25 protein-coding genes are annotated in these 25,057 nt (G+C 60.7%); 13 read left to right on the top strand and 12 right to left on the bottom strand.

The genetic code is table 11. The annotated features are described in order from the left end of the window. Positions 1 to 205: 205 nt before the first annotated feature. Positions 206 to 412, bottom strand: a complete 207-nt coding sequence (locus PH605_RS10810; protein ID WP_161987851.1) for a DUF2735 domain-containing protein — start codon at positions 410 to 412, stop codon at positions 206 to 208. Between the two features lie 480 nt (positions 413 to 892). Between PH605_RS10810 and PH605_RS10805 the strand changes: the two genes are divergently transcribed. The 5 genes from PH605_RS10805 (at position 893) to PH605_RS10785 (ending at position 8,015) form a co-directional block, all read left to right on the top strand. Further along, on the top strand, positions 893 to 1,927 hold the full coding sequence (locus tag PH605_RS10805) for a glutamine synthetase beta-grasp domain-containing protein (protein ID WP_065656766.1): 1,035 nt from the start codon (positions 893 to 895) through the stop codon (positions 1,925 to 1,927). A 157-nt stretch (positions 1,928 to 2,084) separates the two neighbouring features. Then, positions 2,085 to 2,855, top strand: coding sequence for an SDR family oxidoreductase (locus PH605_RS10800; protein ID WP_142844926.1), 771 nt, complete (start codon positions 2,085 to 2,087; stop codon positions 2,853 to 2,855). A gap of 31 nt (positions 2,856 to 2,886) precedes the next feature. Beyond that, complete coding sequence (locus PH605_RS10795) at positions 2,887 to 6,282, top strand: hybrid sensor histidine kinase/response regulator (RefSeq protein WP_142844927.1); 3,396 nt, start codon at positions 2,887 to 2,889, stop codon at positions 6,280 to 6,282. Continuing rightward, a complete protein-coding gene (locus PH605_RS10790; protein ID WP_065656763.1) occupies positions 6,279 to 7,208 on the top strand; it encodes a response regulator in 930 nt (309 codons plus the stop codon). Before PH605_RS10795 ends, PH605_RS10790 begins: the two co-directional genes overlap by 4 nt. Positions 7,209 to 7,490: 282 nt before the next feature. Next, positions 7,491 to 8,015: an AAA family ATPase gene (locus tag PH605_RS10785; RefSeq protein WP_142844928.1), complete on the top strand. Its 525-nt coding sequence runs from the start codon at positions 7,491 to 7,493 to the stop codon at positions 8,013 to 8,015. A gap of 135 nt (positions 8,016 to 8,150) precedes the next feature. On the opposite strand, the gene PH605_RS10780 is transcribed toward PH605_RS10785, so the two are convergent. The 6 genes from PH605_RS10780 to PH605_RS10755 form a co-directional block, all read right to left on the bottom strand. Then, positions 8,151 to 9,269: a branched-chain amino acid ABC transporter substrate-binding protein gene (locus PH605_RS10780; RefSeq protein ID WP_004430064.1), complete on the bottom strand. Its 1,119-nt coding sequence runs from the start codon at positions 9,267 to 9,269 to the stop codon at positions 8,151 to 8,153. 119 nt (positions 9,270 to 9,388) lie between these two features. Beyond that, a complete protein-coding gene (locus PH605_RS10775) occupies positions 9,389 to 9,742 on the bottom strand; it encodes a DUF6867 family protein (RefSeq protein WP_003522917.1) in 354 nt (117 codons plus the stop codon). 182 nt (positions 9,743 to 9,924) lie between these two features. Further along, positions 9,925 to 10,653 carry an ABC transporter ATP-binding protein gene (locus PH605_RS10770; protein ID WP_065656761.1) on the bottom strand — a complete coding sequence of 243 codons (729 nt, stop codon included), beginning with the start codon at positions 10,651 to 10,653 and terminating at the stop codon, positions 9,925 to 9,927. Further along, positions 10,653 to 11,531 carry an ABC transporter ATP-binding protein gene (locus PH605_RS10765; RefSeq protein ID WP_003522919.1) on the bottom strand — a complete coding sequence of 293 codons (879 nt, stop codon included), beginning with the start codon at positions 11,529 to 11,531 and terminating at the stop codon, positions 10,653 to 10,655. The genes PH605_RS10770 and PH605_RS10765 overlap by 1 nt, the downstream gene beginning before the upstream one ends. Further along, positions 11,531 to 12,883, bottom strand: a complete 1,353-nt coding sequence (gene livM, locus PH605_RS10760; protein ID WP_371259707.1) for a high-affinity branched-chain amino acid ABC transporter permease LivM — start codon at positions 12,881 to 12,883, stop codon at positions 11,531 to 11,533. Before livM ends, PH605_RS10765 begins: the two co-directional genes overlap by 1 nt. A 49-nt stretch (positions 12,884 to 12,932) precedes the next feature. After that, on the bottom strand, positions 12,933 to 13,835 hold the full coding sequence (locus tag PH605_RS10755; RefSeq protein ID WP_004430050.1) for a branched-chain amino acid ABC transporter permease: 903 nt from the start codon (positions 13,833 to 13,835) through the stop codon (positions 12,933 to 12,935). 334 nt (positions 13,836 to 14,169) lie between these two features. Between PH605_RS10755 and cysQ the strand changes: the two genes are divergently transcribed. The 4 genes from cysQ to PH605_RS10735 all read left to right on the top strand — a co-directional run bounded on the left by cysQ (position 14,170) and on the right by PH605_RS10735 (position 17,343). After that, on the top strand, positions 14,170 to 14,958 hold the full coding sequence (cysQ, locus tag PH605_RS10750; protein ID WP_080856717.1) for a 3'(2'),5'-bisphosphate nucleotidase CysQ: 789 nt from the start codon (positions 14,170 to 14,172) through the stop codon (positions 14,956 to 14,958). Positions 14,959 to 15,329: 371 nt separating this feature from the next. Next, the gene (locus PH605_RS10745) at positions 15,330 to 16,370 is read left to right on the top strand and encodes a DUF2793 domain-containing protein (protein WP_142844929.1); all 1,041 of its coding nucleotides are present in this window, start codon (positions 15,330 to 15,332) and stop codon (positions 16,368 to 16,370) included. A 191-nt stretch (positions 16,371 to 16,561) separates the two neighbouring features. Beyond that, positions 16,562 to 16,837: a CtrA inhibitor SciP gene (gene sciP, locus PH605_RS10740; RefSeq protein WP_003491799.1), complete on the top strand. Its 276-nt coding sequence runs from the start codon at positions 16,562 to 16,564 to the stop codon at positions 16,835 to 16,837. 224 nt (positions 16,838 to 17,061) lie between these two features. Then, positions 17,062 to 17,343 carry a GNAT family N-acetyltransferase gene (locus PH605_RS10735; protein WP_003522924.1) on the top strand — a complete coding sequence of 94 codons (282 nt, stop codon included), beginning with the start codon at positions 17,062 to 17,064 and terminating at the stop codon, positions 17,341 to 17,343. A 121-nt stretch (positions 17,344 to 17,464) separates the two neighbouring features. On the opposite strand, the gene PH605_RS10730 is transcribed toward PH605_RS10735, so the two are convergent. Both PH605_RS10730 and PH605_RS10725 read right to left on the bottom strand, forming a co-directional pair. Then, a complete protein-coding gene (locus PH605_RS10730) occupies positions 17,465 to 17,668 on the bottom strand; it encodes a DUF1059 domain-containing protein (RefSeq protein WP_003522925.1) in 204 nt (67 codons plus the stop codon). A 287-nt stretch (positions 17,669 to 17,955) separates the two neighbouring features. Further along, positions 17,956 to 18,306 (bottom strand): flagellar export protein FliJ, encoded by a 351-nt coding sequence (locus tag PH605_RS10725; protein WP_080824430.1) that lies wholly within the window; start codon positions 18,304 to 18,306, stop codon positions 17,956 to 17,958. A gap of 480 nt (positions 18,307 to 18,786) precedes the next feature. Here PH605_RS10725 and ctrA point away from each other — a divergent pair, with 480 nt between their 5' ends. Continuing rightward, entirely contained in the window at positions 18,787 to 19,491 is a 705-nt protein-coding gene (gene ctrA / locus PH605_RS10720) for a response regulator transcription factor CtrA (protein ID WP_003522926.1), read from the top strand. A 235-nt stretch (positions 19,492 to 19,726) separates the two neighbouring features. After that, positions 19,727 to 20,257, top strand: coding sequence for a GNAT family N-acetyltransferase (locus PH605_RS10715; protein ID WP_142844930.1), 531 nt, complete (start codon positions 19,727 to 19,729; stop codon positions 20,255 to 20,257). On the opposite strand, the gene PH605_RS10710 is transcribed toward PH605_RS10715, so the two are convergent. The 3 genes from PH605_RS10710 to chpT form a co-directional block, all read right to left on the bottom strand. Next, positions 20,254 to 21,300: an alpha/beta hydrolase family protein gene (locus PH605_RS10710; RefSeq protein WP_161987852.1), complete on the bottom strand. Its 1,047-nt coding sequence runs from the start codon at positions 21,298 to 21,300 to the stop codon at positions 20,254 to 20,256. The two genes, PH605_RS10715 and PH605_RS10710, sit on opposite strands and share 4 nt — an antisense overlap. A 139-nt stretch (positions 21,301 to 21,439) precedes the next feature. Then, the gene (locus tag PH605_RS10705; protein WP_142844931.1) at positions 21,440 to 21,967 is read right to left on the bottom strand and encodes a GNAT family N-acetyltransferase; all 528 of its coding nucleotides are present in this window, start codon (positions 21,965 to 21,967) and stop codon (positions 21,440 to 21,442) included. A gap of 85 nt (positions 21,968 to 22,052) precedes the next feature. Continuing rightward, a complete protein-coding gene (chpT, locus tag PH605_RS10700) occupies positions 22,053 to 22,700 on the bottom strand; it encodes a histidine phosphotransferase ChpT (protein ID WP_003522930.1) in 648 nt (215 codons plus the stop codon). Positions 22,701 to 22,951: 251 nt separating this feature from the next. Between chpT and PH605_RS10695 the strand changes: the two genes are divergently transcribed. Together PH605_RS10695 and PH605_RS10690 are read left to right on the top strand one after the other, a co-directional pair. Beyond that, entirely contained in the window at positions 22,952 to 23,548 is a 597-nt protein-coding gene (locus PH605_RS10695) for a DUF1134 domain-containing protein (RefSeq protein WP_003522931.1), read from the top strand. Between the two features lie 273 nt (positions 23,549 to 23,821). Further along, complete coding sequence (locus PH605_RS10690; protein WP_142844932.1) at positions 23,822 to 25,051, top strand: hypothetical protein; 1,230 nt, start codon at positions 23,822 to 23,824, stop codon at positions 25,049 to 25,051. Positions 25,052 to 25,057 lie beyond the last annotated feature (6 nt).

Below are 25,057 nucleotides of genomic sequence, written 5' to 3'. Positions count from 1 at the left end.
CATGAGGGGTTGAAGAGAGCTAAACCGCCAGGGCGCTCCTATGTGAAGCAGGAGGCTCCAACCTGTTTCTTCTCCCCGAGGGGGAGGCCCGCGGCAGCGGGATGAGGGGGCGAGCGCCGCGATATACGGAGGGGTTGCCCCTCATCCGACCCTTCGAGCCACCTTCTCCCCGGCGGGGAGAAGAAATGCACGGCACGGTCTCACATCAGGAATGCGGCTTGTCGTTCCGCTCTTCGTCGCGGATCGCCTCGTCGTGATACCACGAACCGAAATCCACATGCGGCTCGCGCGCCTCGCGCTCGAGGTCACTCAGCCCGCTGTCGCGGAATTTGGACACGCCCGCGCGCCCGCCAATCGGGAATTGATAGATCGTTGCCGTCTCACGATGAAAGCCAGTCGCCATTTCGGTCATCTCACTCTGTTTGCATCGAAGCACTTTATGTATGGAGCAAACCCTTAGAGCCCAGATTCGCTCCGTTTGATTAAAAAAAAATCACCTTGCGAAAAATATAGGCATTAATCGTCTCATCTACAAGAAAAACCATTTCGAAAGCGCCGGTTTTTGGGGCAAATGCCAATCCCTCGCGCGCAACCGAAATCATTGCACCGCAGCAGGGCATTCCACCGGGAGACGCCGGCTATCTATCAGGATTCAATGATGAAACATGAGGGGTGAATTTGCCTGCCGCAGTGCAGCAGAACCAGCCACGCGCGATATCCAGGCTCCTGCGCGACAGGGGGCCTGAAAGATTTTTCGAAAAAATCGCCCGATATCGCCAATCTGGCACGCGGCATGCATCTAAGGGGTCAGCCCTTGAACGCGAATGCGCTTCGGTGGCCAAAGCCACGGGAGGCCTCAAGGCTTCGCATTGTTACCTATGAGAGGTTCGTAATGACTAAGTTCAAACTCGAGTACATCTGGCTGGACGGATACAAGCCGGTCCCCAACCTGCGCGGCAAGACCCAGATCAAGGAATTCGACGAATTCCCCACACTCGAGCAGCTGCCGCTTTGGGGCTTTGATGGCTCGTCCACGCAGCAGGCCGAAGGCCACTCGTCGGATTGCGTGCTGAAGCCCGTCGCGATCTATCCCGACCCGGCCCGCTCCAATGGTGCACTCGTCATGTGCGAAGTCATGATGCCCGATGGCGTCACCCCGCATCCGTCGAACAGCCGCGCAACCATCCTCGACGACGAAGATGCATGGTTCGGCTTCGAACAGGAATACTTCTTCTACCAGGACGGCCGCCCGCTCGGCTTCCCGGAACAGGGTTACCCGGCTCCGCAGGGTCCTTATTACACCGGCGTCGGCTTCAAGAATGTCGGTTCGGTTGCCCGCGAAATCGTTGAAGAGCACCTCGATCTCTGCCTCGAAGCCGGCATCAACCACGAAGGCATCAATGCCGAAGTGGCCAAGGGCCAGTGGGAATTCCAGGTATTCGGCAAGGGCTCCAAGCGCGCCGCCGACCAGATCTGGATCGCCCGTTACCTGCTGCTGCGCCTTTGCGAACAGTACGGCATCGACGTCGAATTCCATTGCAAGCCGCTCGGCGACACCGACTGGAACGGTTCGGGCATGCATTGCAACTTCTCCACCAAGTTCATGCGCGAAGTTGGCGGCAAGGAATATTTCGAAGCCCTCATGGCCGCTTTCGCCAAGAACTGGAAAGAGCACATCGACGTTTACGGCCCGGACAACCACCTGCGTCTGACCGGCAAGCACGAAACCGCTCCGTGGAACAAGTTCTCCTACGGCGTTGCTGACCGTGGCGCTTCGATCCGCGTTCCGCATTCCTTCGTCAACAACGGTTACAAGGGTTACCTCGAAGACCGTCGTCCGAACTCTCAAGGCTGCCCTTACCAGATCGCTTCCGTCGTTCTGAAGACGATCGCAGAAGTGCCGCTCGCAAAGTCGGCTGCTGCCTGATATCGAACTGATGGCGTCGCCCGAACCGGGCGACGCCATTTTTCTGTCCACCGAACAGCCGGGCCGGACGGGCGACCTTTCGCTCTCTGCCCCACGCGGCATATTCTTCCTTCGCGAACTCCAAGAAGTTTCGGCACGTCAAGCAAGAAGGTGAGCGATGGGCATTCTCCAGAAATTCTCTCTCGAAAACCGCACCGCCGTCATTACCGGCAGCGGCCGCGGCCTTGGCTTCGAAATCGCCAGCGCCTTCGCCGAAGCGGGCGCCCATGTGTGGCTGACCGGCCGCAATACCGAAACGCTGGAACAGGCGGTCGAAACGCTGCGCAAGGCCGGCGGCAAGGCCGATTACGCTGCCTTCGATATTGCCGATACGGCAGCCGGCAGCGCCCTTGTCCGCCGCATAATGGACGAGTTCGGCCACCTCGATATCCTCGTCAACAATGTCGGCGCGCGCGACCGCCGCCCGCTTGCTGAATTCAGCGACGAGGACGTGCTGGAACTGATCCGCACCGATCTCACCTCCTCCATCTCTCTGTCGCGCGATGCGGCGGAGGCCATGAACACCAATGGTTACGGCCGCATCATCACCATCACCTCCATTCTCGGCCATATCGTCCGGCCGGGGGATGCGATCTATCCTGTCGCCAAACAGGGTCTGACCGGGCTGATGCGGGCGATTGCCGTGGAATATGGCGCACGCGGCATTACCAGCAACGCCATCGCACCCGGCATGTTCGCCACCGAAACTAATGCCGCCCTTGCCGAAAATCCTGAGATGGTGGCCTTCGCCAAACTGCGGGTGCCGCTGGAGCGCTGGGGCCGGCCGGATGAAATCGCCGGTGCTGCCCTGTTTCTGGCCAGCGACGCGGCCTCCTTCGTCAACGGCCATGTGCTGACGGTGGATGGCGGCATGTCGGTGCGGCTGTGAGAGGCCCGTTGCGGAAAGGCGCTAGATAGGCATGGCGGCACGGCAACGCATCATCCCTGTCAGGCGCGAATATAACCGCTGGGTCGCCAACCAGACGCTGGAAGATTATGCGCTGCGTTTTACCGCCAAAAGCGCCCGGCAATTTTCCTCCAACCGCATTTCCCACACCGCCATCGGCGCGATTTCCTTTCTGGCGCTGGAAGCCATCGGCGGCGCCATCACGCTCTCCTACGGCACCACCAACGCCTTTTACGCCATTCTCGTCGCCGCCATCGCCATGCTCGCCGTCGGCCTGCCGATCAGCCGTTACGCCATCCGCCACGGTGTCGATATCGATCTTCTGACGCGCGGCGCAAGCTTCGGTTACATCGGCTCCACCATAACCTCGCTCATCTATGCCGCCTTCACCTTCATGCTCTTCGCCATCGAGGCGTCGATCATGTCCGGCGCGCTGGAACTGGCGCTCGGCATTCCCTTGTGGATCGGCTATATCATCTCGGCCGTCATGGTCATTCCGCTCGTCACCCATGGCGTGCGCCTCATCAGCCGTTTCCAGATCGTCACCCAGCCCTTCTGGATCGTGCTGAACATTTTGCCCTTCGTGTTCATCGCTTTGATGGACTGGGAAAAATACGATCTGTGGCGGGCCTTTGCCGGCATACACCACGCCTCGGGGCCGCCCGGCACGGTGGCAGATTTCAATCTGGTGGAATTCGGCGCGGCCTCCGCCGTCATCCTGGCGCTGATGTCGCAGATCGGCGAACAGGTGGACTTCCTGCGCTTCCTGCCGGCCGAAGGCCAGAGCCGCCTGCGCCACCGCATCGCGGTGTTCCTGGCGGGCTCCGGCTGGGTCGTCGTCGGCGTGCCGAAGCTGCTCGCCGGCTCCTTCCTCGTGGTGCTCACCTTCAGCTCCGGCGTCTCGGTGGATCGCGCCGCCGATCCGGCGCAGATGTATCTCACCGCCTTCGGTTACATGATCCCCAACGAAACCGCCGCCATGCTGCTGATGGTCGCCTTCGTGGTCGTCTCGCAGCTGAAGATCAACGTCATGAACGCCTATGCGGGTTCGCTCGCCTGGTCGAACTTCTTCTCGCGCCTCACCCACAGCCACCCCGGCCGCGTCGTCTGGCTGGTCTTCAACGTGGCGATCGCACTGCTTCTGATGGAACTCGGCATTTACCGGCTGCTGGAAGAAACGCTCGGCATCTTTTCGATCATCGCCATGGCGTGGCTCTGCACCATCTCGGCCGATCTTTTCATCAACAAGCCGCTTGGCCTTGCCCCGCCCGGCATCGAATTCAAGCGTGCCCATCTTTACGATATCAACCCCGTCGGCGTCGGCTCCATGGCGCTTTCGGCGACCATCGCGCTGATGGCGCATTTCGGCGCCTTCGGGCCGCTCGCCGCATCGCTCGCGCCCTATCTCACACTGATCGTCGCTTTCATCGCCTCGCCGCTGATTGCCTGGGGCACGAAGGGCAAATTTTATCTCGCCCGCAAGCCGCGCCAGAAATGGCGTGAGGAAAGCAGCATCACCTGCTCGATCTGCGAACACCCTTTCGAGCCGGAAGACATGGCCTGGTGTCCCGCCTATGCCGCGCCGATCTGTTCGCTCTGCTGCTCGCTTGACAGCCGCTGCCATGACATGTGCAAGCCGAAGGCGAAGCTGAACTATCAGGTCGCGACCGTCGCGAAATCTTTCCTGCCGGATCAACTGGTCGCCAAACTCGCCACCCGGCTCGGACGTTACGGCATGGCCGCGGCGATTGCCGTCACCGCCATCGGCGGCATATTGGCAATGATCGCCCATCAGGTCGGCACCGCCTCGCCGGAAACGGCCGATGTGGTGAACCGCACCATCCTCATCGTGTTTTTCGTCTTCGCCGTCATTGCCGGCATCGTCTGCTGGTTCCTCGTGCTTGCCCATGACAGCCGTGTGGTGGCGGAAGAGGAATCTTCCCGCCAGAACACGCTGCTGCTCAAGGAAATCGCCGCCCACAAGAAGACCGATGCCGCCCTTCAGGACGCCAAGGAAACGGCTGAGGCCGCCAACCGCGCCAAGAGCCGTTATGTGGTGGGCCTCAGCCATGAATTGCGCACCCCGCTCAATGCGGTTCTTGGTTATGCCCAGATTCTCGAGCGCGACGACACCATCCCCCCGCCCCGGCAATCGGCGATCAAGGTCATCCGCCGCTCGGCCGATCACCTGTCCGGCCTGATCGACGGGCTTCTCGATATTTCCAAGATCGAGGCCGGCCGTCTGCAGGTCTATTCCAACGAGATCAATATTCAGGATTTCCTCGACCAGATCGTCGACATGTTCCGCCCGCAGGCGCAGGCCAAGGGGCTGGAGTTCCGCCACGACCGGTCGCGGGCCCTGCCACAATATGTCCGCACCGATGAAAAGCGGCTGCGCCAGATCCTCGTCAACCTCATCTCCAACGCCATCAAATTCACCGATGAGGGCGCGGTCACCTTCGATGTCGGTTACCGCAGCCAGGTGGCGAGTTTCACCGTTTCCGATACCGGCCGCGGCATTGCCGAAAAGGACCTCGCCCGCATCTACGAACCCTTCCAGCGCGGCGAGGCAGACAGCGTGCGCCCGATGCCCGGCCTCGGCCTCGGCCTGACCATCACAAGGCTCCTCACCAATACACTCGGCGGCGAAATTTCCGTTTCCAGTGCAAAGGATGAAGGCTCCACTTTCCGCGTGCGCCTCATGCTCTCTGCCGTGCACCGGCCAAGCACGGCGCCGGCGGCGGAAAAGACCATCCGCTCCTATTCCGGGCCGCGCCGCACCATCGTCGTGGTCGATGACAATGAGGATCATCGCGAGCTGATGCGGCAGGTGCTGGTGCCGCTCGATTTCGTGGTGCTGACCGCCCAAAGCGGGCCGGAATGCCTGACGCTCATCGAAGGCGTGAAGCCCGACCTCTTCCTTATCGATATTTCCATGCCCGGCATGACCGGCTGGCAGCTTGTGACCAAACTGCGTGAAGCCGGGCAGACCGCCCCGCTCATCATGCTCTCGGCCAATATCGGCGACGGAACCGTGGCGGGCGCGGGCGAGGACAACCACAATGACGCCATCGCCAAGCCTGTCGATATACGCCAGCTTTGCGACAGGCTTGCCGTGCATCTCGGCCTGAAATGGATCTACGAGGCGGATATTCCGCCCCCGCCATCGCCGCCGCCCGTGGCGCAGATCGTCCATCCCGGCGCAATTCACATTCAGGATTTGCAGCGGCTCGGCGAAATAGGCTACATACGCGGCATCGAAGCGAAACTCGCCGATCTTGCCCGCAACACGGAAAACCTGCCCTTCACGCAGGAGCTCGGCACCTATGTGCAGGCCTTCGATCTGGCCGGTTACGCGCATTTTCTCAAACGGTTTACGGATAGCGACACGGGAGACGGCAAGGCATGAGCGGTCAGGCGGCGGCAGCCCCGAGAGACATCGTATTGCTGGTGGATGACAGCCCGGAAGCACTGGGGTTCCTCACCGATGCACTGGAACAGTCAGGCTTTTCCGCCCTCATCGCCACCTCCGGCCAGGCCGCGCTCAACATCGCCGAACGCATCACGCCCGATATCATCCTGCTCGACGCCGTCATGCCGGCCATGGACGGTTTCGAGACCTGCCGCCGCCTGAAGGCCAATGCGGCGGTGGCGCAGGTGCCCGTCATCTTCATGACCGGGCTGACGGAGACCGAACATGTGGTGCGGGCGCTCGAATCCGGCGGCGTCGATTATCTGACCAAGCCGATCAACATCGACGAGCTGCGCGCCCGCATCCGCGTCCATCTCTCCAATGCCCGCTCGGCACAGAGCGCCCGCGTCGCGCTCGATGCCGCCGGCCGCCACCTGCTTGCCGTGCGCGCCAACGGTGCCATCCACTGGTCGACACCGCAGGCGACGCGCCTCGTCAACGCCGCCACCGGCCGCGACGACGGCATGGAGATCGTCACCAGCCATATTGGCCGCTGGCTCGCAGAACGGGCGGCGGCGGAAACCGGCCGCGACGTGCCGCTGACGATCACCGAGGCCGGGCGGCCCGCCCTGCAGCTGTCCTTCCTCGGCGCCATGGGGCCGGATGAATTCCTTTTCCGCCTCACCGCCGCCAATGAGAAATCCGGCGACCACCTGCTGCGCGAGCATTTTTCCCTCACTGCCCGGGAATCGGAAGTGCTGCTGTGGATCGCGAAGGGCAAATCCAATCGCGATATCGGCGATATCCTCGGCCTTTCCGCGAGAACCGTGAACAAGCATCTGGAGCAGATCTATGTGAAGCTCGGGGTGGAAAACCGGGCATCGGCGGCCGTGAAGGCGGCGCATATATTGCATCAGGGGTGACGATTGCCGTTAATATGCTAAGGTTCGTCCAGCATATATTGTCCGCTTGAGTACACACCACCCGCTTATTGGCCGGGCGGTTGCGGCTTGTTTCTTCTCCCCGAGGGGGAGAAGTCCGCGGCAGCGGGATGAGGGGGCAAGCTCTCCGAAATCCGGCAACGTTGCCCCCTCATCCGACCCTCCTGGCCACCTTCTCTCCCTCTGGGAGAAGAAACAAGTGGCACCCCCCACCCAAAAATCACCGCTCGAACCACCTGAACCCTGTCACAGGATAGAAATCCAATGGACCGTTTCATCATCCTTTCCGGCTGCTCCGGCGGCGGAAAATCGACGCTTCTCGCCGAGCTTGCCCGGCGCGGTTTCGCCACCGTGGAAGAGCCCGGCCGCCGCATCGTTATCGAAGAAACCCGCAATGGCGGCACGGCCCTGCCGTGGATCGACCTCGAAGCCTTTGCCCGCCGCGCCATCGCCATGGCGCTCGAAGACCGGCAAAAGGCCCCGCCCGAAGGCCCGGTCTTCTTCGATCGCGGCCTGATCGACGCCGCCTCGGCGCTTCGTCATATAAATGGCGATGCCTTCATCGAGACGCTGGGGGTTGCACACCGCTATAACCGTCTGGTCTTCCTCACCCCGCCATGGCCGGAAATCTACAGGGGCGACAGCGAGCGCAAGCATGGCTTCGATGCGGCGGTCGCGGAATATGAGCGTTTGCTCCGCGACTATGACGAGCTTGGTTACGATATTTCCGTGCTTCCGAAATCCGGCATAGGGGAACGTGCGGACTTTATTCTGACGCGGATCGACTGAGGCGCTCTGGCAAGAGAATGAGCTTCAGCGGTTTTCGAGCAGTTGCGAGACGGTGACAAACTCAAACCCGCGTCGAGACCGCAAACAAAAAGCCCGGCATCGCTGCCGGGCTTCGATAGGGTGTCGCAGAAGGGCTTAGCTGCCCTGCTGGATGTAGGTGAACTTGCCGTCCGGACCCTTCTTCCATTCGTACATGACGTAGCCGGGAAGCTTCGGGTCGCCCTTCTCGTCGAAGGAGATGTCGCCGAGCGCGGTCGGGAAGGTGCCGGACTTCAGGGCCTCGGCAACCTTTTCCGGCTCCACGGAACCGGCGGCCTTCGCCGCACCGGCAATCGCCTGCATCGCGGCATAGGAGTAGAGCGTGTAGGCTTCCGGGTTGAAGCCGGCGGCCTTGAACTTCTCTACCAGTTCCTTGTTTTCCGGGCGCAGCGTCGGATCGGGGCCGAAGGTGTTGAGCGTGCCTTCGACGGCGTCGCCGGCGATGGAAGCAAGTTCGTTCGAGACGATACCGTCGCCCGAAACGAGCTTGGCCTTCAGGCCCTGGTCAGCCGCCTGACGGATGATGAGGCCGGCTTCGGTGTGCAGGCCGCCCCAGTAGATGATGGAAACGCCGGCTTCCTTCATCTTGGAGATCAGCGCGGAGAAGTCCTTGTCGCCGACGTTGACGCCTTCATACATGACTTCCGTCACGCCGGCGGCATTGGCAGCCTTCTTGGTTTCATCGGCAAGGCCCTGACCGTAAGGCGTCTTGTCGTGAATGATGGCGACCTTGGCGTCCTTGAAATGATCGGCCAGGTACTTGCCGGCAATGCCGCCCTGCTGGTCGTCACGGCCGCAGGTACGGAACGTGTTCCAAAGGCCACGCTCGGTGAAGACCGGGTTGGTTGCGGCGGGTGTGATTTCGAGAATGCCGTTTTCGGCGTAAACTTCAGAAGCCGGAATGGAAACGCCGGAGTTGAAGTGACCGACAACGAATTTCACGCCGTCAGCGACGAACTTGTTGGCAACCGAAATACCCTGCTTGGGGTCGGATACGTCGTCGCCCAGCACGATCTTGATCTGCTCGCCATTGATACCGCCGGCGGCATTGATGTCTTTCGCGGCCTGTTCGGCACCCTTCTGGATCTGAGCGCCGAAAGCAGCGTTCGGGCCGGTCAGCGGTGCGCCGACAGCGATCACGACATCGGCCCAGGCCGAACCGCCAAACGCGACCATGGCGGTCAGCGCAACAGCGGAAAGAAGAGACTTCTTCATTACTTTACTCCCAGTTCCTTTGGATGGGTTGATTGCAAGGGCCTGTTCAGTACCCACCTTCACTGAACAGGAAACTGTTCCACTCTGACGAGCATTGTGCAGCCGGAAAAATCCGCCTGTCAATCTTTCTTCTTGTAGGAAAATGCCGATGTCCGGTCGTAAAGCCAATAGTAGTTATTGACCATCTGGCTTGTCCGGCGCGTGCGGAAACCGACGCTGGAAAAAACCAGAAGAAGAACGACGTCAAACACGTAATAGAAGCCGTTGATGAACGGCCCATTGAACAGCGCGTGATGCAGAAACCGCATCACCACACCCAGAGCGAGCGTATAGATAACCACCCGCGTATAACCGCCCCAGCCATCGGCCACGGACTTGCCCGTGCGCCATGCCGTCCAGAAACCCAGAAGAACAACCAGAGCGCGCAGAACATACCGCACGCCGTTATCCGTTTCGAAAAAAAGGCCCTGCATCTCTTTCCCCATCAGTGCCGGGCAGAAACGCCCTGACCCTGCCTTGTCTGTCGTCCCGTCGTTTTTCCGCCGGGCATTTTATTGTTTGCACCCCGCCATGGATCCTTAAGGTTTGGCCGAAAGGACGACAGGCCGCCGTTTGCAGTCTTGCGCCGCAAAATTTCCGGCGCAAGTAAAATCTTTCAGTGCCGTCCGCCTTCGAGATAGGCGGCCCGCACCTGCGGATCGGCGAGCAGTTCCCTGCCCGAACCGCTCATCGTCACCTTGCCGTTGACCATCACATAAGCGCGGTCGGAAAGCTTGAGCGCGGCAAAGGCGTTCTGCTCCACGAGGAAGACGGTCAGCCCCTCTTCCTGGTTGAGTTTCTTGATCGCCTCGAAAATGCCCTTGACGATCAAGGGTGCGAGACCGAGCGACGGCTCGTCCAGCAGCAGGAGCTTCGGCCGTGCCATCAGCGCGCGGCCGATGGATAGCATCTGCTGCTCACCGCCGGAAAGCGTGCCGCCCCGCTGGCTCTGGCGCTCCTTCAGGCGCGGGAACATCACGAAGATCTTCTCGACGTCTTCCTTGAAATATTTCAGGTTATCGAGATTGGCGCCCATCTGCAGGTTTTCCAGCACCGTCATGCGCGGGAAAATCCGGCGGCCTTCGGGCGACTGGGCAATGCGCTTGCGGGCGATCAGATGGGTCGGCAAGTGCGTAATGTCCTCGCCGTCGAAGATCACCTGGCCGGCGCGCGCCTGCGGGCTGCCGCAGATGGTCATCATCAGCGTCGACTTGCCGGCGCCGTTGGCGCCGATCAGACTGACGATTTCGCCCCTCTTCACTTCGACATCGACACCGGCCAGAGCCCGGATATTGCCGTAATAGGTTTCGACACCCTGGACTTTCAGAAGCGGTTCACCGGACATCAGGCCGCTCCTCCGTCGAGTTCTTCCGCAATCACGTCTTCCACTTCATCATCCTCGACACCCAGATAGGCGGCGATGACCTTCGGGTCGTTCTTCACATGGTCCGGCGTGCCGTCGGAAATCTTCTGGCCATATTCCAGAACCACCACATGGTCGGAAATCTGCATCACCACGGACATGTCGTGCTCGATGAGGAGCAGCGACGTGCCCTCGTCGCGAATGCCGCGCAGGAGCGCGTTGAGCGCCAGCGATTCCTTCGGGTTAAGGCCGGCGGCCGGCTCGTCGAGGCACAGAAGCTCCGGCCCCGTGCACATGGCGCGGGCGATTTCCAGACGGCGCTGCGCACCATAGGGCAAATCGCCGGCCGGATCGTCGGCGCGGTCGATCAGATCGGCCTTTTCCAGCCAGTATTTGGCCTTTTCGATAGAGGCATCCACCGCCCGCCGGTAAGCGGGCAGGCCGAGAAGACCGAGGATCGTGTAACCCGAGGCCTTCATCAGCGCATTGTGCTGCGCCACCAGCAGGTTTTCCAGAACCGTCAACCCCGAAAACAGGCGGATGTTCTGGAAGGTGCGCGCCACCTTGGCCTTCTTGGTGATTTCGAAATCCGGCAGGCGCTCGAGAAGATGCGCCTCGCCGCTTTGCTGGCGCATGGTGATCATGCCCATGGTCGGCTTGTAGAAGCCGGTGATGCAGTTGAAAACCGTGGTCTTGCCGGCACCGTTGGGGCCGATCAACGCCGTGATCTCGCCGCGCTTCGCCTCGAAGGAGAAGTCGTTGATGGCCATCAGGCCGCCGAAGCGCATCGAGAGATGTTCGACCTTGAGGATCGTATCGCCAGTCGTATTGGGTGTCATTGTTGCCGTTCCGGAAGCCATCAACCGTGACCTTCCTTGGTAAAGCTGCCGGAGACGGCCTTGCGTTCCTTAAGGAAGGCCGTGGGTTCACGCGAGCCGACGAAGCCGCGCGGCTTGAACAGCATGACGATGACCATGGCAAGGCCGAAGAGCAGCATACGGTAAAGTTCAGGCGTGAAGTCGGGCCCGAAGACATGCTTCAGGAACTCCATTTCACGCAGAAGCTCGGTGCCGCCGACCATGACCAGCGCCGCAATGGCGATACCCGTCAGCGAGCCCATGCCGCCAAGAACGACGATGGCGAGAATGACGGCGGATTCGAGGAACACGAAGCTTTCCGGCGACACGAAACCCTGACGCGCGGCGAAGAAGGAACCGGCGAAACCGCCGAACATCGCACCCGTCGCAAAGGCGGTGAGCTTGGTGATGACGGTATCGATGCCGAGCGAACGGCAGGCGATCTCGTCCTCGCGCAGCGCTTCCCAGGCACGGCCGATCGGCATGCGGCGCAGGCGGATGGTCACATAGGCCGTCAGCATGCAAAGCAGCAGGATCACGTAGAACAGGAAGATCTTGTAATAGGCCGACGACATCGACAGGCCGAAGGCCTTGGCGAAATTGTTCGACGCGCCGACATCGAAGGACCAGATGCCGAAGACGGACGCCTTGGCGATGCCCGAAATACCGAAGGTGCCCTTGGTCACATCCGTCCAGTTCAAAAGCACGAGGCGGATGATTTCACCGAAGGCGAGCGTCACGATCGCCAGATAGTCGCCGCGAAGACGAAGAACCGGGAAACCGAGAATGATGCCCCAGAAGCCCGCGAGAATGCCGGCGACCGGCAGGAGCACCCAGAAGGACAGGCCGAAATGGCTGGAGAGCAGCGCATAGGAATAGGCGCCGACCGCATAAAAGGCCACGTAACCGAGATCGAGCAGGCCGGCCAGCCCGACGACGATGTTGAGGCCCCAGGCCAGCATCACATAGATCAGGATCTGGATGCCGAAATTGTCGACGAATTTCAGCGAACCCTGAAAGCCGAACAATTGCACGGCGATAACGGGATAAAGCAGCAGCAGGACCAGCGCCAGCTTCAGGAAGTGCTTGTGGAAAAAGCCCTTCTCTTCGGAAATCTCCAGCACGCCGCTCTTGGCCTTGGCCAGCTTGCGACGATCGAGCGACGGCTTGATGAAGCCGACGACGAGGAAACGGCCGACAGCGGCAATGCCGACGAAGACCGCCAGAAGCCCCCAGCGGGTGCCCCAGATCAGCTGGTTGTTGATATCCTGATAGGTGACGATGCCCACATAAAGAATGAACATGCCGAACGAGATGAGGCCCGCAATCAGGCCCTCCTTCACAGCCGCCGCCATCAGGCTCGGGCTGGAAGCAGCGTTGTCGGAAGCGATATTGGTCATGGGATCACACCTTCTCGACTTCCGGACGACCGAGAATGCCGGTCGGCTTGAAGATCAGCACGAAAGCCAGGATGCCGAATGCCGCGACATCCTTGTAGGCGATGGAGAAATAGGCCGACCACAGCGATTCGATGAGGCCGATCAGCAGACCGCCGAGAACAGCGCCCGGAAGCGAGCCGATGCCGCCGAGAACGGCCGCCGTAAACGCCTTGACGCCGGGAATGAAGCCATCGCTGAAGGAAGCAACGCCGTAATACATCAGATACATGGTGCCCGCGACAGCGGCGAGTGCTGCACCCATGATGAAGGTGATGGAGATCGTCTTGTCGACATCGACGCCAAGCAGTGCGGCCATCTTGCGGTCCTGTTCGGTGGCGCGCTGCGCCCGGCCGAGCGGGGTCTTGTTGACGATATACCAGAAGGCGAAGAGCAGCACCGAGGTAACGACCATGATGATGAGCTGCTTCAGCGACACGGTAATGGCGCCGAAATGATAGCTTTCCGTCACCATCGACGGGATCGGCTTGTTGCGCGGACCCTGCGTCACCTGGATGAAGTTGGACAGCGCGATCGACATGCCGATGGCCGTGATCAGCGGTGCAAGACGGAAGGAGCCTCTGAGCGGGCGATAGGCGACGCGTTCGATCACCCAGTTCCACAGGCCGGTCATCAGCATGGCGACGACCATCATCAGAAGCAGAAGAAGCGCCACCGGAATGCCGGCGACAAAGGATGTCACGATCAGGAAAACGATCAGCGCGGCAAAGCCGCCGAGCATGAAAATATCGCCGTGGGCGAAGTTGATCATGCCGATGATGCCGTAAACCATCGTATAGCCGATAGCGATGAGGCCGTAGATCGATCCAAGAGTCAGCCCGTTGATGAGCTGCTGGATAAAATACTCCATGTCTTTCCCCCGGGCACGACCTCGAATGGGCCACGCCTCGTTATGTTAATTATAGGGGCGCCCTTGCAGGCAGACCCCCACCCTCAAAATGCATATCGTGTTCGTTAAAAATGTGAAGTCAAAAACGGGCGATCCTGCACAAAATTTGGAATTTCCACATGGACTGCCGCTTTCCCGGTCAAAAGAGCCATGATTTTGGCAGGAAGTGCTGAAAAAATGACGGCCGGATGCTTATTTCAGCATTGTCCGACGCCATTATTTGACCGGCAGCGGGCAAAGGAGTAGCGAAGATCAGAACGGCGATATCCCGCAGACGGGATCAATTGGCAAAGAGATGATCGACATATTGACGAAAGCGGCGCTGGACGCCGGGCAGGCCATCATGGCGGTCCACCGTGCCGGCCCGCATGTGTCGTATAAGGACGACTGTTCGCCGGTGACCGAGGCCGATCAGCGCGCCGAGGCGATCATTCTTGCGGCGCTGGCCGCCCATTTTCCCGACATCCCCGTGGTTGCCGAAGAGGCGGTATCGAGCGGCATCCTGCCGGAAACCGGTGCGGAATTCTTCCTCGTCGACCCGCTGGATGGCACCAAGGAATTCATTTCGGGCAAGGACGATTTCACCGTCAACATCGCGCTCATCCGCAACGGCGTTCCGGTGGCCGGCGTGGTTTACGCCCCCTGCCGCGGACAGGCTTGGACGGGCGAGGACAATGCCGCCGAAAAGCTCGCCATTTCCGGCGAAGGCGCCATCCTGTCGCGCCACCCCATCCGCGCGCGCCAGCGCGGCGCTTCCCCCGTGGCGCTGATCAGCCGCTCGCATTGCACGGCGAAAACGGAAGCCTTCGTGGCGGAACACGGGCTGAAGGACTGCATCTCCGTCGGCTCTTCCCTGAAATTCTGCATGCTGGCAGAGGGCGCCGCCGATATCTACCCCCGCTTCAGCCGCACCATGATGTGGGACACGGCCGCCGGCGACGCCGTGCTGCGCGCTGCGGGCGGCAGGACGCTCGATTGCGAGGGCAGGCCGCTTGCATATGCGGTGAGGGGCGATGGCGAGGATGCGCTGGCCAATCCGGATTTCATTGCCGAAGGGGCGATGGCGGTGGAACGCGCGGGGTAACGCCGCTTTCCGTCTTCTGCGGCTACTGCAACGGGTGGATCGGATTTCTGCCTTGGTGAGCTTCGGCGTATGCCGCCTCACCCCCCTCTGCCCTGCCGGGCATCTCCCCCTCAAGGGGGGAGATCGGCAGGAGGCGCTACCACCGCTTCATTCGCAAACGTCGTGATAGGCGAGACCTATCCACGAGTCGATCTCCCCCCTTGAGGGGGAGATGTCCGGCAGGACAGAGGGGGGTAAACAGCATACGCCGAAGCCCCTAAAAACATCCTCATACCGATCAACGCAGACAAATTTCTTCCCCACTCATCCCCACCCCACGCCACCGCCACACAATGCCCCGCAACGAAACACTGCAGCGCGGAAGGCACATCATGACGGAACAGACGGCGAGACTTCGGCTTCCCTATATCCTCCCCTCGCAGGCACAGAAACACGTCACCCATAACGAAGCCCTGCAAAGGCTGGATGCGATCGTGCAACTGGTCATCAAGGCCATCATCACCACACCGCCCGATAACGCTGAGGAAGGGGATTGTTTCCTCCTCTCCGCCGATGCTGCGGGCGACTGGGCCGGCAAGGGCGGCAGGCTCGCTTTCCGGCAGGATGGCGCCTGGCTCTCGATCGCGCCGCAGCCGGGCTGGACGGCGTGGTTTGCGGCCGAGAGCAGATATCGCATCCTGCGCGACGGCAACTGGCGCGACATGCCGCTGCCGGCCGCCGGTCGGCTGGAAAGGCTGGGCATCGGCACGGAGGCCGACGCCACCAATCGGCTGGCGCTCACCTCCCCCGCCAGCCTCTTCACCCACACCGAAGAAGGCGGCAGCCACCGCATGACGATCAACAAGGCGGGCAAGGGCGATACCGCCTCGCTGCTGTTCCAGTCCGGCTGGAGCGGCCGGGCGGAAATGGGCCTTGCCGGCACTGACGGGTTTTCGATCAAGACCAGCAAGGATGGCGCCTCATGGCACACCGCACTTCTGTGCAGCGGCGACGGCCGGGTCTCGATGCCGAACCGCCCGCTCGCCGTTGCCGGCCTGCCGGCGGGCACGACGAAACCCGCCAATGGCGCGGCGGCAGGTTTTTCCCTGCTCTCCATCGCCGAGGGCGGCTTTGCGCTCGGCGATGCGGTGAGCGGCGGTGGGCGTGAACTCGTGGTGCCGGCAAAGGGCCCTTATCTGGCGGCCCTGATGCTAGCCGTGGTCTCCTCTTCCGGCCACCGGGTGACGCTTTTCATCAATGGCGCGGCGGCCAGCTTCGGCATCGCCGGCAATGCATCGACATCAGGCACATCGCAGTCGGCAACCTCCATCCTTTCCCTCGATGCCGGCGACCGCCTGCGGCTGCAGCATGAGGGAACGGCGGAATTTACCCAGGGCAGCGGGAAAACGTGCCTTTCGCTTGCGGCACTCTGACGGAAACAACCGGGGAGAGAGAAAAATTGCGATTTTTGGAAAAATTTTTTCCCGGCAAAATAAGGCGACTCGAACAAATCAGGCGAAACCGTTCAAATTCTTAATAAATTGTCACGAGCTGCTTAGGCAATTTTTAAAGGTACCGGGATAGAGTTCCCGTCATATGGTCTTGAGTTTGTATAGAGTGTCCAATGACCGAAATGATACGCCCACGAGTTAAATATGTCATCGGCCCCGATGGCAGCCCTCTGACGATTGCGGATCTTCCGCCTGCCAATACCCGTCGCTGGGTCATTCGCAGAAAGGCGGAGGTGGTTGCAGCGGTACGCGGTGGACTGTTGAGCCTCGAGGAAGCCTGCGAGCGTTATACGCTCACCGTCGAAGAATTCCTGTCCTGGCAGTCCTCGATTGCCGATCACGGCCTTGCCGGCCTGCGCACCACGCGCATTCAGCAATATCGCCACTAAAACAGTGCGCCGGCGCAAAAACGCGCCCAGACCGAGTTTCCAGAACGCCCCGCCGGATTATCGACGGGGTTTTCGGTTCGATTTCGGATCCCCCCTGAGAACTGCCCCACAAAACCGGCGATTGTCGCCGGTTTGTGTCCGCTGCGTTCGCTATCCCGCTGTTTCAATTCGGATGCAAGCCGTTACAGTGGCGACAACCAACAGCAATGCGGAAGGCGCTCATCATGGACATCAAGACAACCGAAACCGGATCGCACGGCGAATATTCGGCGACCATCGACGGCCACAAGGCGGAGATGACCTATTCGCGCACCTCCCCTTCCCTCATCATCATCGATCATACCGGCGTGCCCGATGCGCTGCGCGGCAAAGGCGTCGGCCAGGCGCTCGCCGCGCATGCGATCGATGAAGCCCGCAAGGGCGGCTGGAAAATCATTCCGCTCTGCCCGTTCTTCAAGGCCCAGACATTACGCCATGCCGAATGGGCGGATGTAATTCAGGGGTAAGGGCGCTTTATCTTCTGTCTGAGGGCAGAATAATCGCAAGCGTCGCGGCATGTTTCTTCTCCCCGCCGGGGAGAAGAAACATGCAACCGTTCCAAATCGTAAAACAGGTCAATCCGGTTTTTCACGCCACCTTCAATGGCGGCGTCCCGGCATGCATGCTCCGGCGGACTTCTTCACGGAATTCAAGCGTATCCTTTGCGCCGTGCACGGCCACGGCGTGTTGCACGGCCGCTTCCATAAGTTCCTCCGGAGAATCGGCGGAGATGGCGACGGTGCATCTGCTGTCACTGGGGAATTCGCGGCAATCGATATATTGGCGGGCCATTTTTTCCTCCCTGCAAGTGCCGCCCGCACCCGCACGGGGCGCGTGCGCGTAAAAGCCTCCGGCTCACGGTCGGAACCTCCGTAAAATACGCCTTTCCCCACGTCCGGACAATCGAAATCAGGCCTGACCGTCCCGGCGGGAAACACCGGCGACGCGGCAAAACAAAAGGCCGCCCTGAAGGAGCGGCCTTTCGAAAAAATGCATGGCGTCCCGTCATTGAAAGCCGCCTCCTGATCCACCGGCAGCCGTCAATGAGGACGATCTTCGTAATTTCCTGCGCCTATAGGTCAGGCGCGGGCGCGGATGGCTCCGTCGCGGTTTTCCAGTGCGGCGGCCTTTTCATATTCGGCCTGCACTTCTTCCAGCGAAGCTTCGGCCGCTTCCTGCTGGGCCTTCAGCTCACGGATCGAGACCTGAAGATTATCCGCCCGCTGGCGCGCGGCCTTGGCGAAGGTCGGATAGGCGAAATGCGTCGGATCGGTAATGCCCGACTTGCTTTCTTCCAGAGATATCTGATGCACCAGTTCCTTTGCCATCCGCTCGAACTCGGACATCATCTGCTGCAGCTGGCTAAGCTGCCGGCGTTTTTCATTGACCTGAAATTCCTTCAGGCGAACCAGGCTGTCACGCGACTTCATACGCAATACTCCATGGATAGCGAGACCCGGATCAAAAAGGCACTATGCCACCCTGATCGGCCCGTTTAACCCGCCCGTTTTTCCGCAAGGGTTGCCCCCTGTCCCGGAATGATTCCCAAAAGTTACCCGACGTTAATAAAAAACCGCCGTCGTTAACCTTTCGTTTACGGGCATCGTTAATGATAACGACGATCATTTAAGGGTCGGTAAATGCCAGGTCCAAAAAAATGGACCCGACGATGTAAGAGTCGATTGAATCACTTAACGGGATTTCCTCACGTTAAGCTTCAATTTTGGCGATGGTGGATTCACGTGCAAAAACAGCGAAATGCCTACTTTGCTTAATAAATTCGATACACCTTGCCAAAGGCAATTAGAATTTGTTAACCATTTGGTGGCAGCCTGCAAATCAGGCAACGTCTGGATCCGCATCGCGCGAGGCAATGATTTACCGGTTCGCGGGCGGCAAAGGGGATAATTATGCGGGTTCTACTTATTGAAGACGACAGCGCGACAGCGCAGAGCATTGAACTGATGCTCAAGTCGGAGAGCTTTAACGTCTACACGACCGACCTCGGTGAGGAAGGCGTGGACCTCGGCAAGCTCTATGATTACGACATTATTCTTCTCGACCTCAACCTGCCCGACATGTCGGGTTACGAGGTTCTGAGAACGCTTCGCCTCTCCAAGGTCAAGACGCCGATCCTCATCCTGTCCGGCATGGCCGGCATCGAGGACAAGGTTCGCGGCCTGGGCTTCGGCGCAGACGATTACATGACCAAGCCGTTCCACAAGGACGAGCTTGTTGCCCGCATTCACGCTATCGTCCGCCGTTCCAAGGGCCATGCACAGTCGGTCATCGCCACCGGCGAGCTGATCGTCAATCTCGATGCCAAGACGGTTGAAGTGGGCGGCCAGCGCGTTCACCTGACCGGCAAGGAATATCAGATGCTCGAGTTGCTTTCGCTGCGCAAGGGCACGACGCTGACCAAGGAAATGTTCCTGAACCACCTCTATGGCGGCATGGACGAGCCGGAACTGAAGATCATCGACGTCTTCATCTGCAAGCTGCGCAAGAAGCTCGCAAACGCCGCCGGCGGCGCAAACTACATCGAAACCGTCTGGGGCCGCGGCTATGTTCTGCGCGAGCCGGATGGCGCGACGGAATTCCTCGAAACCGCCTGATCCATTCCGGAACAGGACAGTTTTTAAAAGACCCGCTGGAAACGGCGGGTTTTTTGTTGCGATTTGAAGATTTATTCTCCCTCATTCCTGTGCTTGTCACAGGAATCCAGCCAGCCCAAGTCCTTGGGCTGAAAGGACTCTCCCGCCGCGCAGACGCGCGTCGACTGGATTCCTGTGACAGGCACAGGAATGAGGGGAGAAAACCTGGCCACGCACCGCCAAGGGACAACGGCAGATGAACCACCTCATCCCCACTCTCAGAACCGAACGCCTGACGCTGCGCCCGTTGGCGATCACGGATTTCCCCGCCTATCGGGATTTCATGACGTCACTGCGCTCCATCGGTGTCGGCGGTCCCTACGACCTGCCCTCGACATGGGGCGTGTTCTGCCACGATCAGGCTAACTGGTACTTTTTCGGCCATGGCGCACTGATGATCGAGCTTGGCGAAACGGGACAATGCGTCGGCCAGGTCGGCATCAATCACGGTCCGCTGTTTCCGGAAAAGGAACTGGGCTGGCTGCTTTACGAAGGCCATGAAGGGCGCGGTTATGCGGCGGAAGCCGCCTCGGCGCTGCGCGACTGGGCCTTCAAGACCCTGAACCTGCCCACGCTTGTCAGCTACGTCTCGCCGCAGAACCGCAAATCCGCGGCCGTCGCCGAACGAATCGGCGGCAGGCTCGACCCGGCGGCACCCCGTTCCGATCCCGAAGACCTCGTTTATCGGCACCATCCGGCCACGAGGCTTCCGGAAAACCCGACCTAGCGCATCTCCGCTTTCAGAAAGCCGAGGATTGCCTGCGCGATCTGCGCATGGATGGCCGCGCGGTCCCTACCGCCGCCATCCCGGCAGACGAAACCTTCGCCCGGTGAAAGCTCCTCCGCGATCTTTTCGCCGTTCGGCCTGCAAATCTGCATGAAGCTGAAATGGCTGGCATCCGGTATCTCCCGATAAACGGTCGTCGCCTTTGGCAGATGCCGGGCGATATAGTCGGAATCGGCCTTGATGGCGGCGATCTCCGGTGTTTCCACACCCGCGGCCAGAATGAGAACCGGCACGCCGACGGCTTGCAGCGTCTCCGGCAGGAAACCGGCGGCCGGCCCGAGATCCAACGCGATGACAGCGCGGATGCGGGTATCCTTCAAATCCATCGAAAGACGCGGATCGGCCCTGCCGTCACCGACTACCCCGACTTTGGCGAGCAGCCGCGGAGCCTTGCATTGCGGCGGGCGCTTCTCCCCGCTGCAATCCTTCAGCGCAAGATCGGCGCTGTATCGCGCGCCAACCAGCTCCATTGCGGTCCAGCCGCCGAGGGAATGGCCGATTACGGCGATGCGCGTCGTGTCGATCCTGCCGGCGAATCGGTCATTGCCGAGCAATGCGGTCAGCGTTCTGCTTATGTCGCGCGGCCGTTCCCACAATGGAACGATCTCGGTCGCATTTTCTTCGGTGAACGATTCGCCGCCGTGATCCGGGGCGGCCACGACATAACCTTCCCGAACAAGCTCACCGGCAATCCAGTTCAGATTGCGCCAGCTTCCGCCGAAACCGTGCGACAGCAATATGAGAGGACGTGAACCGTCAGGAAGGGAAGCGCCCGGTTGAACCTCAAGGCCGTAAAAGGCGGCATTTTCGCCGACGATCTCGCTTTTGCCCGACGGTGCGGCCGGGTACCACAATGAAACGGCTAGCGTTCTCGAACCGGCCTCATCCGGCAATTCGATCTGTTTAAAACCGATGCCGCTTTCCGCCGCTGAGGACTGGATAGTGGAAAAAATGACGATGACCGCCGCAAGAAGATAGCGCATGGGATGCTCCGGAGTTGACATGACCAACTCCTGGTTCAATCCGCCGCCCGCCGAGACCTCGAACAGGTTTCAGGTCGTCCTGAAACGCGATTGGAGACAGCAACACCGTGTGCTTGAGAAAGCCGCGTTCAGAAATGCTCTAGATATCCGCGATCCGCTCGAAAAGCCGAACGGGACTGTCGCGGAACGTCGTATCGCGAAATGGCCGGAAACCGAATCGGGCGGCTATGGCCAGCGACGGGCTGTTGAGCGGATTGATCATGCAGACGGTCCGCTGGGAAATCCCGCGACCATCGAACCATCGCAGCGCCGCCTCCACCGCCTCTGTCGCGACACCCTTGCCCACCAGCGCCCCGTCGATTTTCCACATCGCCTCGGGCACGCCGTCGAAATCCTCACCGTTACCACGGCGCATATGGGCAAAGCCCACCTCGCCCACGATGCGCCCCGTGGCAAGCTCTTCCACCACAAAGGGGCCGAAGCCGAACGCGGACCAATGGCCCAGAAAACGCAAAAGCCGGGCGAAGGCGAGTTCCGGGTCCAGCGGCGCAATCGATACGACCCCTTCGATCTGCGGAACATCCGCGCCCCAGAAGGCGCGATAGAGCGCTTCATCCGCGATGGCATGCGGCCGCAGGACAAGGCGAGCGGTTGTCAGACGTGTCATGAACATGCTCCCCAAACGAAAAAGGCCGGCGCGTCGGCAGACGCAGCCCCGGCCCTTTCGCAAATTCAGATCGGCGATTGAACGGTCACTCGGCAACCGTCTTGGCGGTAAACACGATGCGGTCGTCATGCACCTTGTATTCCACCGCCATATTGGCCTCCTCGGCCAGAAGCAGCGTGTAATAGGGCTGAACGGAATGGGCGTCCACCGCCTCTTCCAGCCTGCCCTCGTAAATTTCCACGAACTTGGCCGGCACGCGCATCATCCGGCCCTTGACGGTGATTTCGAACCTGGCGTCGCCGTCGGGGCTTTCCAGCAGCACATCCACATTGCCGCCGCGCGGAATGGCGCCATAAGCCACGAGGAAGAGATTGAGCAGAAGTTTGACACGATTCTTCGCAACGATGGCGCGCGGGCCGTTCCAGCTCACCTCCGCCTTCTTTTCAGCAGCGGCGAAATCCTGGGCGGCTTTTTCGGCCTCGCCGGTGTCGATGGACGCGCCGGCGGAGCCGGAAGCGCCGAAAGCAAGGCGGGCGAACTTCAGCCGCACGGATGCGTTAAGGGCTGACGTGCGGATGAGATCGAGCGCGTCGTCATCCGTGCCGCCCTCGTCCAGGAGTTCGAGGCCGTTATTGATGGCGCCGACAGGAGAAATCACATCATGGCACACACGGCTGCACAGAAGAGCCGCCAGATCGGGACCGGACAGCGTGATATTGAGTTTGCTGGTCATAAAATTCTCTCCTGCGCAAGGGAGGCGCGGACGGTGTGGAAATTGTTAAGCCATAATGACACCATATTTGGTAAACCGATTGTTAATAGGATGGTTTCAAAATGCCAAATGCCTTAACAGGCCACACTGGAGCCCCGTGTATCCGCAAGGATGCGCGAAACATGCTGTAGAACTTTGACTCTGGGCATCGGCCCTTTCGAAAACCGATTCGGATTTTCGAACCGATGCGCTAACGAAACAGACGGACGGACATGACGATGCGCCTTACGAAAACCCGCACCATTGCACGCCTCGGACTGGGAAAGATTGTCGCGCTCCTTGCGAGCCTGCTGATATGGGTCGCACCGGCCGCGGCCCAGAACAGCGATCAATATTCTTTCCAGGAAGTCGTGGATGCAGGCCACGGATTCTTCGGTGAAACCACCGGCGGCCTTGCCAAGGTGGTGGAGCGCGCCTTCCAGCAATACGGCCTTCCGAACGGTTACATTCTGGGCCAGGAAGGCTCCGGCGCCTTCGTCGCGGGCCTCACCTATGGCGAAGGCACGCTTTACACCAAGAATGCCGGCCAGCACCCCGTCTTCTGGCAGGGCCCCTCCCTCGGCCTCGATTATGGCGGCCAGGGCACCCGCGCCATGATGCTGGTCTACAACCTGCCCTCCGTCGATGCGCTTTACCGCCGTTACGGTGGTGTGAGCGGCTCCGCCTTCATCGTCGCCGGCGTCGGCATGACCTATCTGAAGAGCAGCGACGTAACGCTTGCCCCCATCCGCACCGGCATCGGCGCGCGCCTCGGCATCAATGTCGGTTACCTGAAGCTCACCCAGCAGCCGACCTGGAACCCCTTCTGATAAGACGGGACGTGCGGCATCTTTCTTCTCCCCGCCGGGGAGAAGGTGGCCCGAAGGGTCGGATGAGGGGGCAACGTTGCCGTATCTCACCACCCTTGCCCCCTCATCCCGCTGCCGCGGACTTCTCCCCCTCGGGGAGAAGAAACAAGTGGCGCCGACACCGCCTGTGCAATTGCCGGGAGCCCCCTCCCCACGGTTGCAATAATAGCGTAACGTGCTTTCGCGCCCCTCTTTCCGAATGCGCGCGCATCTGAGTTTCGGAGACTGTCCCGCGTGATCGAATATGCCATTCTCTTCGGATTGGGTTTTCTCACCGCAACCCTGCTGGCCCTGTTGATCGCACCCGCGATCCACCGCCGCATCGTCGCCTATACGGAAAACCGCATACGCGCGACGATGCCCATCAGCCCGCAGGAAGTGCGCGCCCAGAAGGACATGGCGCGTGCGCTCTACGCCGCCGAAAACGCCAAGGTCCGCCAGGAACTGGATACCGAACGGGAAAAGAACACCTCGCTGCGCCTCGCCAACGAAGCCGCTTCCAGCGATGCCTATCGCCTTGGCGAGCAGAATCGCAGCTTCTCCCTGAAAATCGAAGAGCTGACGCTGGAAATCGGCGAATTGCGCGCAGCGCTTGATGCCGCCGAAGAACACGCCGGCATCATACAGGCGAACCTCGCACAGCAGGAGCAGGCCGCCAACGAGCGCGCCAGCCAGATGTCCGATCTCACCGCCCGCCTCACCAACCTGACGCGCGAGCTGGATGATTCGAAAATCCTCGCCGCCACCCGCGATCTGGAAGCCGAGCAGGCCAAGCAGAGCGCCACGCGTTTCCGCAAGGAAGGCGAGACCGCCACCCGCGAATTGCAGGATGTGGCCGCCCGCAACAAGGAAGCGATGACGGCGGTTGCGCGCGAAAGCCGCAAGGTCACCCGGCTGGAGGAACAGGTCGCTACGCTCATGGCGAAAAATGCCGATCTCGACACGATGCTGACGCTGCGCAACCAGGAAGTCGCCCGCCTCAAGGAACAGCTTGCCGCAACCGGCGGCCGCGCCAACGACATGATCATTCGCCTGCCGAACCCTGCCGTGCCGGTCGAAAAAACGGTTAGCCCTTCGCAACCCGCGGCCCCTGCCCCAGCCGCCGCGCTTGAAACCGCACCCGCCGCCGAAGAAGAGGCGGCACCGGCGATGGCCGCAGCGGAGCCAGCCCCTCCGGTCGTGACGGAGCCAGCGGCGCCGCAAGGTCTGGAGCAGGAAATCGAGGATATCCGCAATCAGGGCACCGCGCTCACCGAACGCCTGCTGAACGTGCGCGGCACCGGCAATGACGAACCCATCCGCCGCGAAATCGCAAGGATCGCCGCCGAGATGATCGCACTCACCGCCGCACAGGAGGGCGAAAAATCGCCCATCCCGGCGCTACTCGCCAAGGCCTCCGGTTCATCGGGGCGGGAGAGCCTTGCGAAGCGGGCGAAGGTGGTGATGGAGAAGCGGGAACATTAGGCCCTC

Origin of the sequence: Agrobacterium sp. CFBP 3001, from assembly GCF_027871605.1 — a bacterium.
Classification (GTDB): Bacteria; Pseudomonadota; Alphaproteobacteria; order Rhizobiales; family Rhizobiaceae; genus Agrobacterium; species Agrobacterium leguminum.
This window is presented reverse-complemented; position numbering and strand designations above follow the sequence as displayed.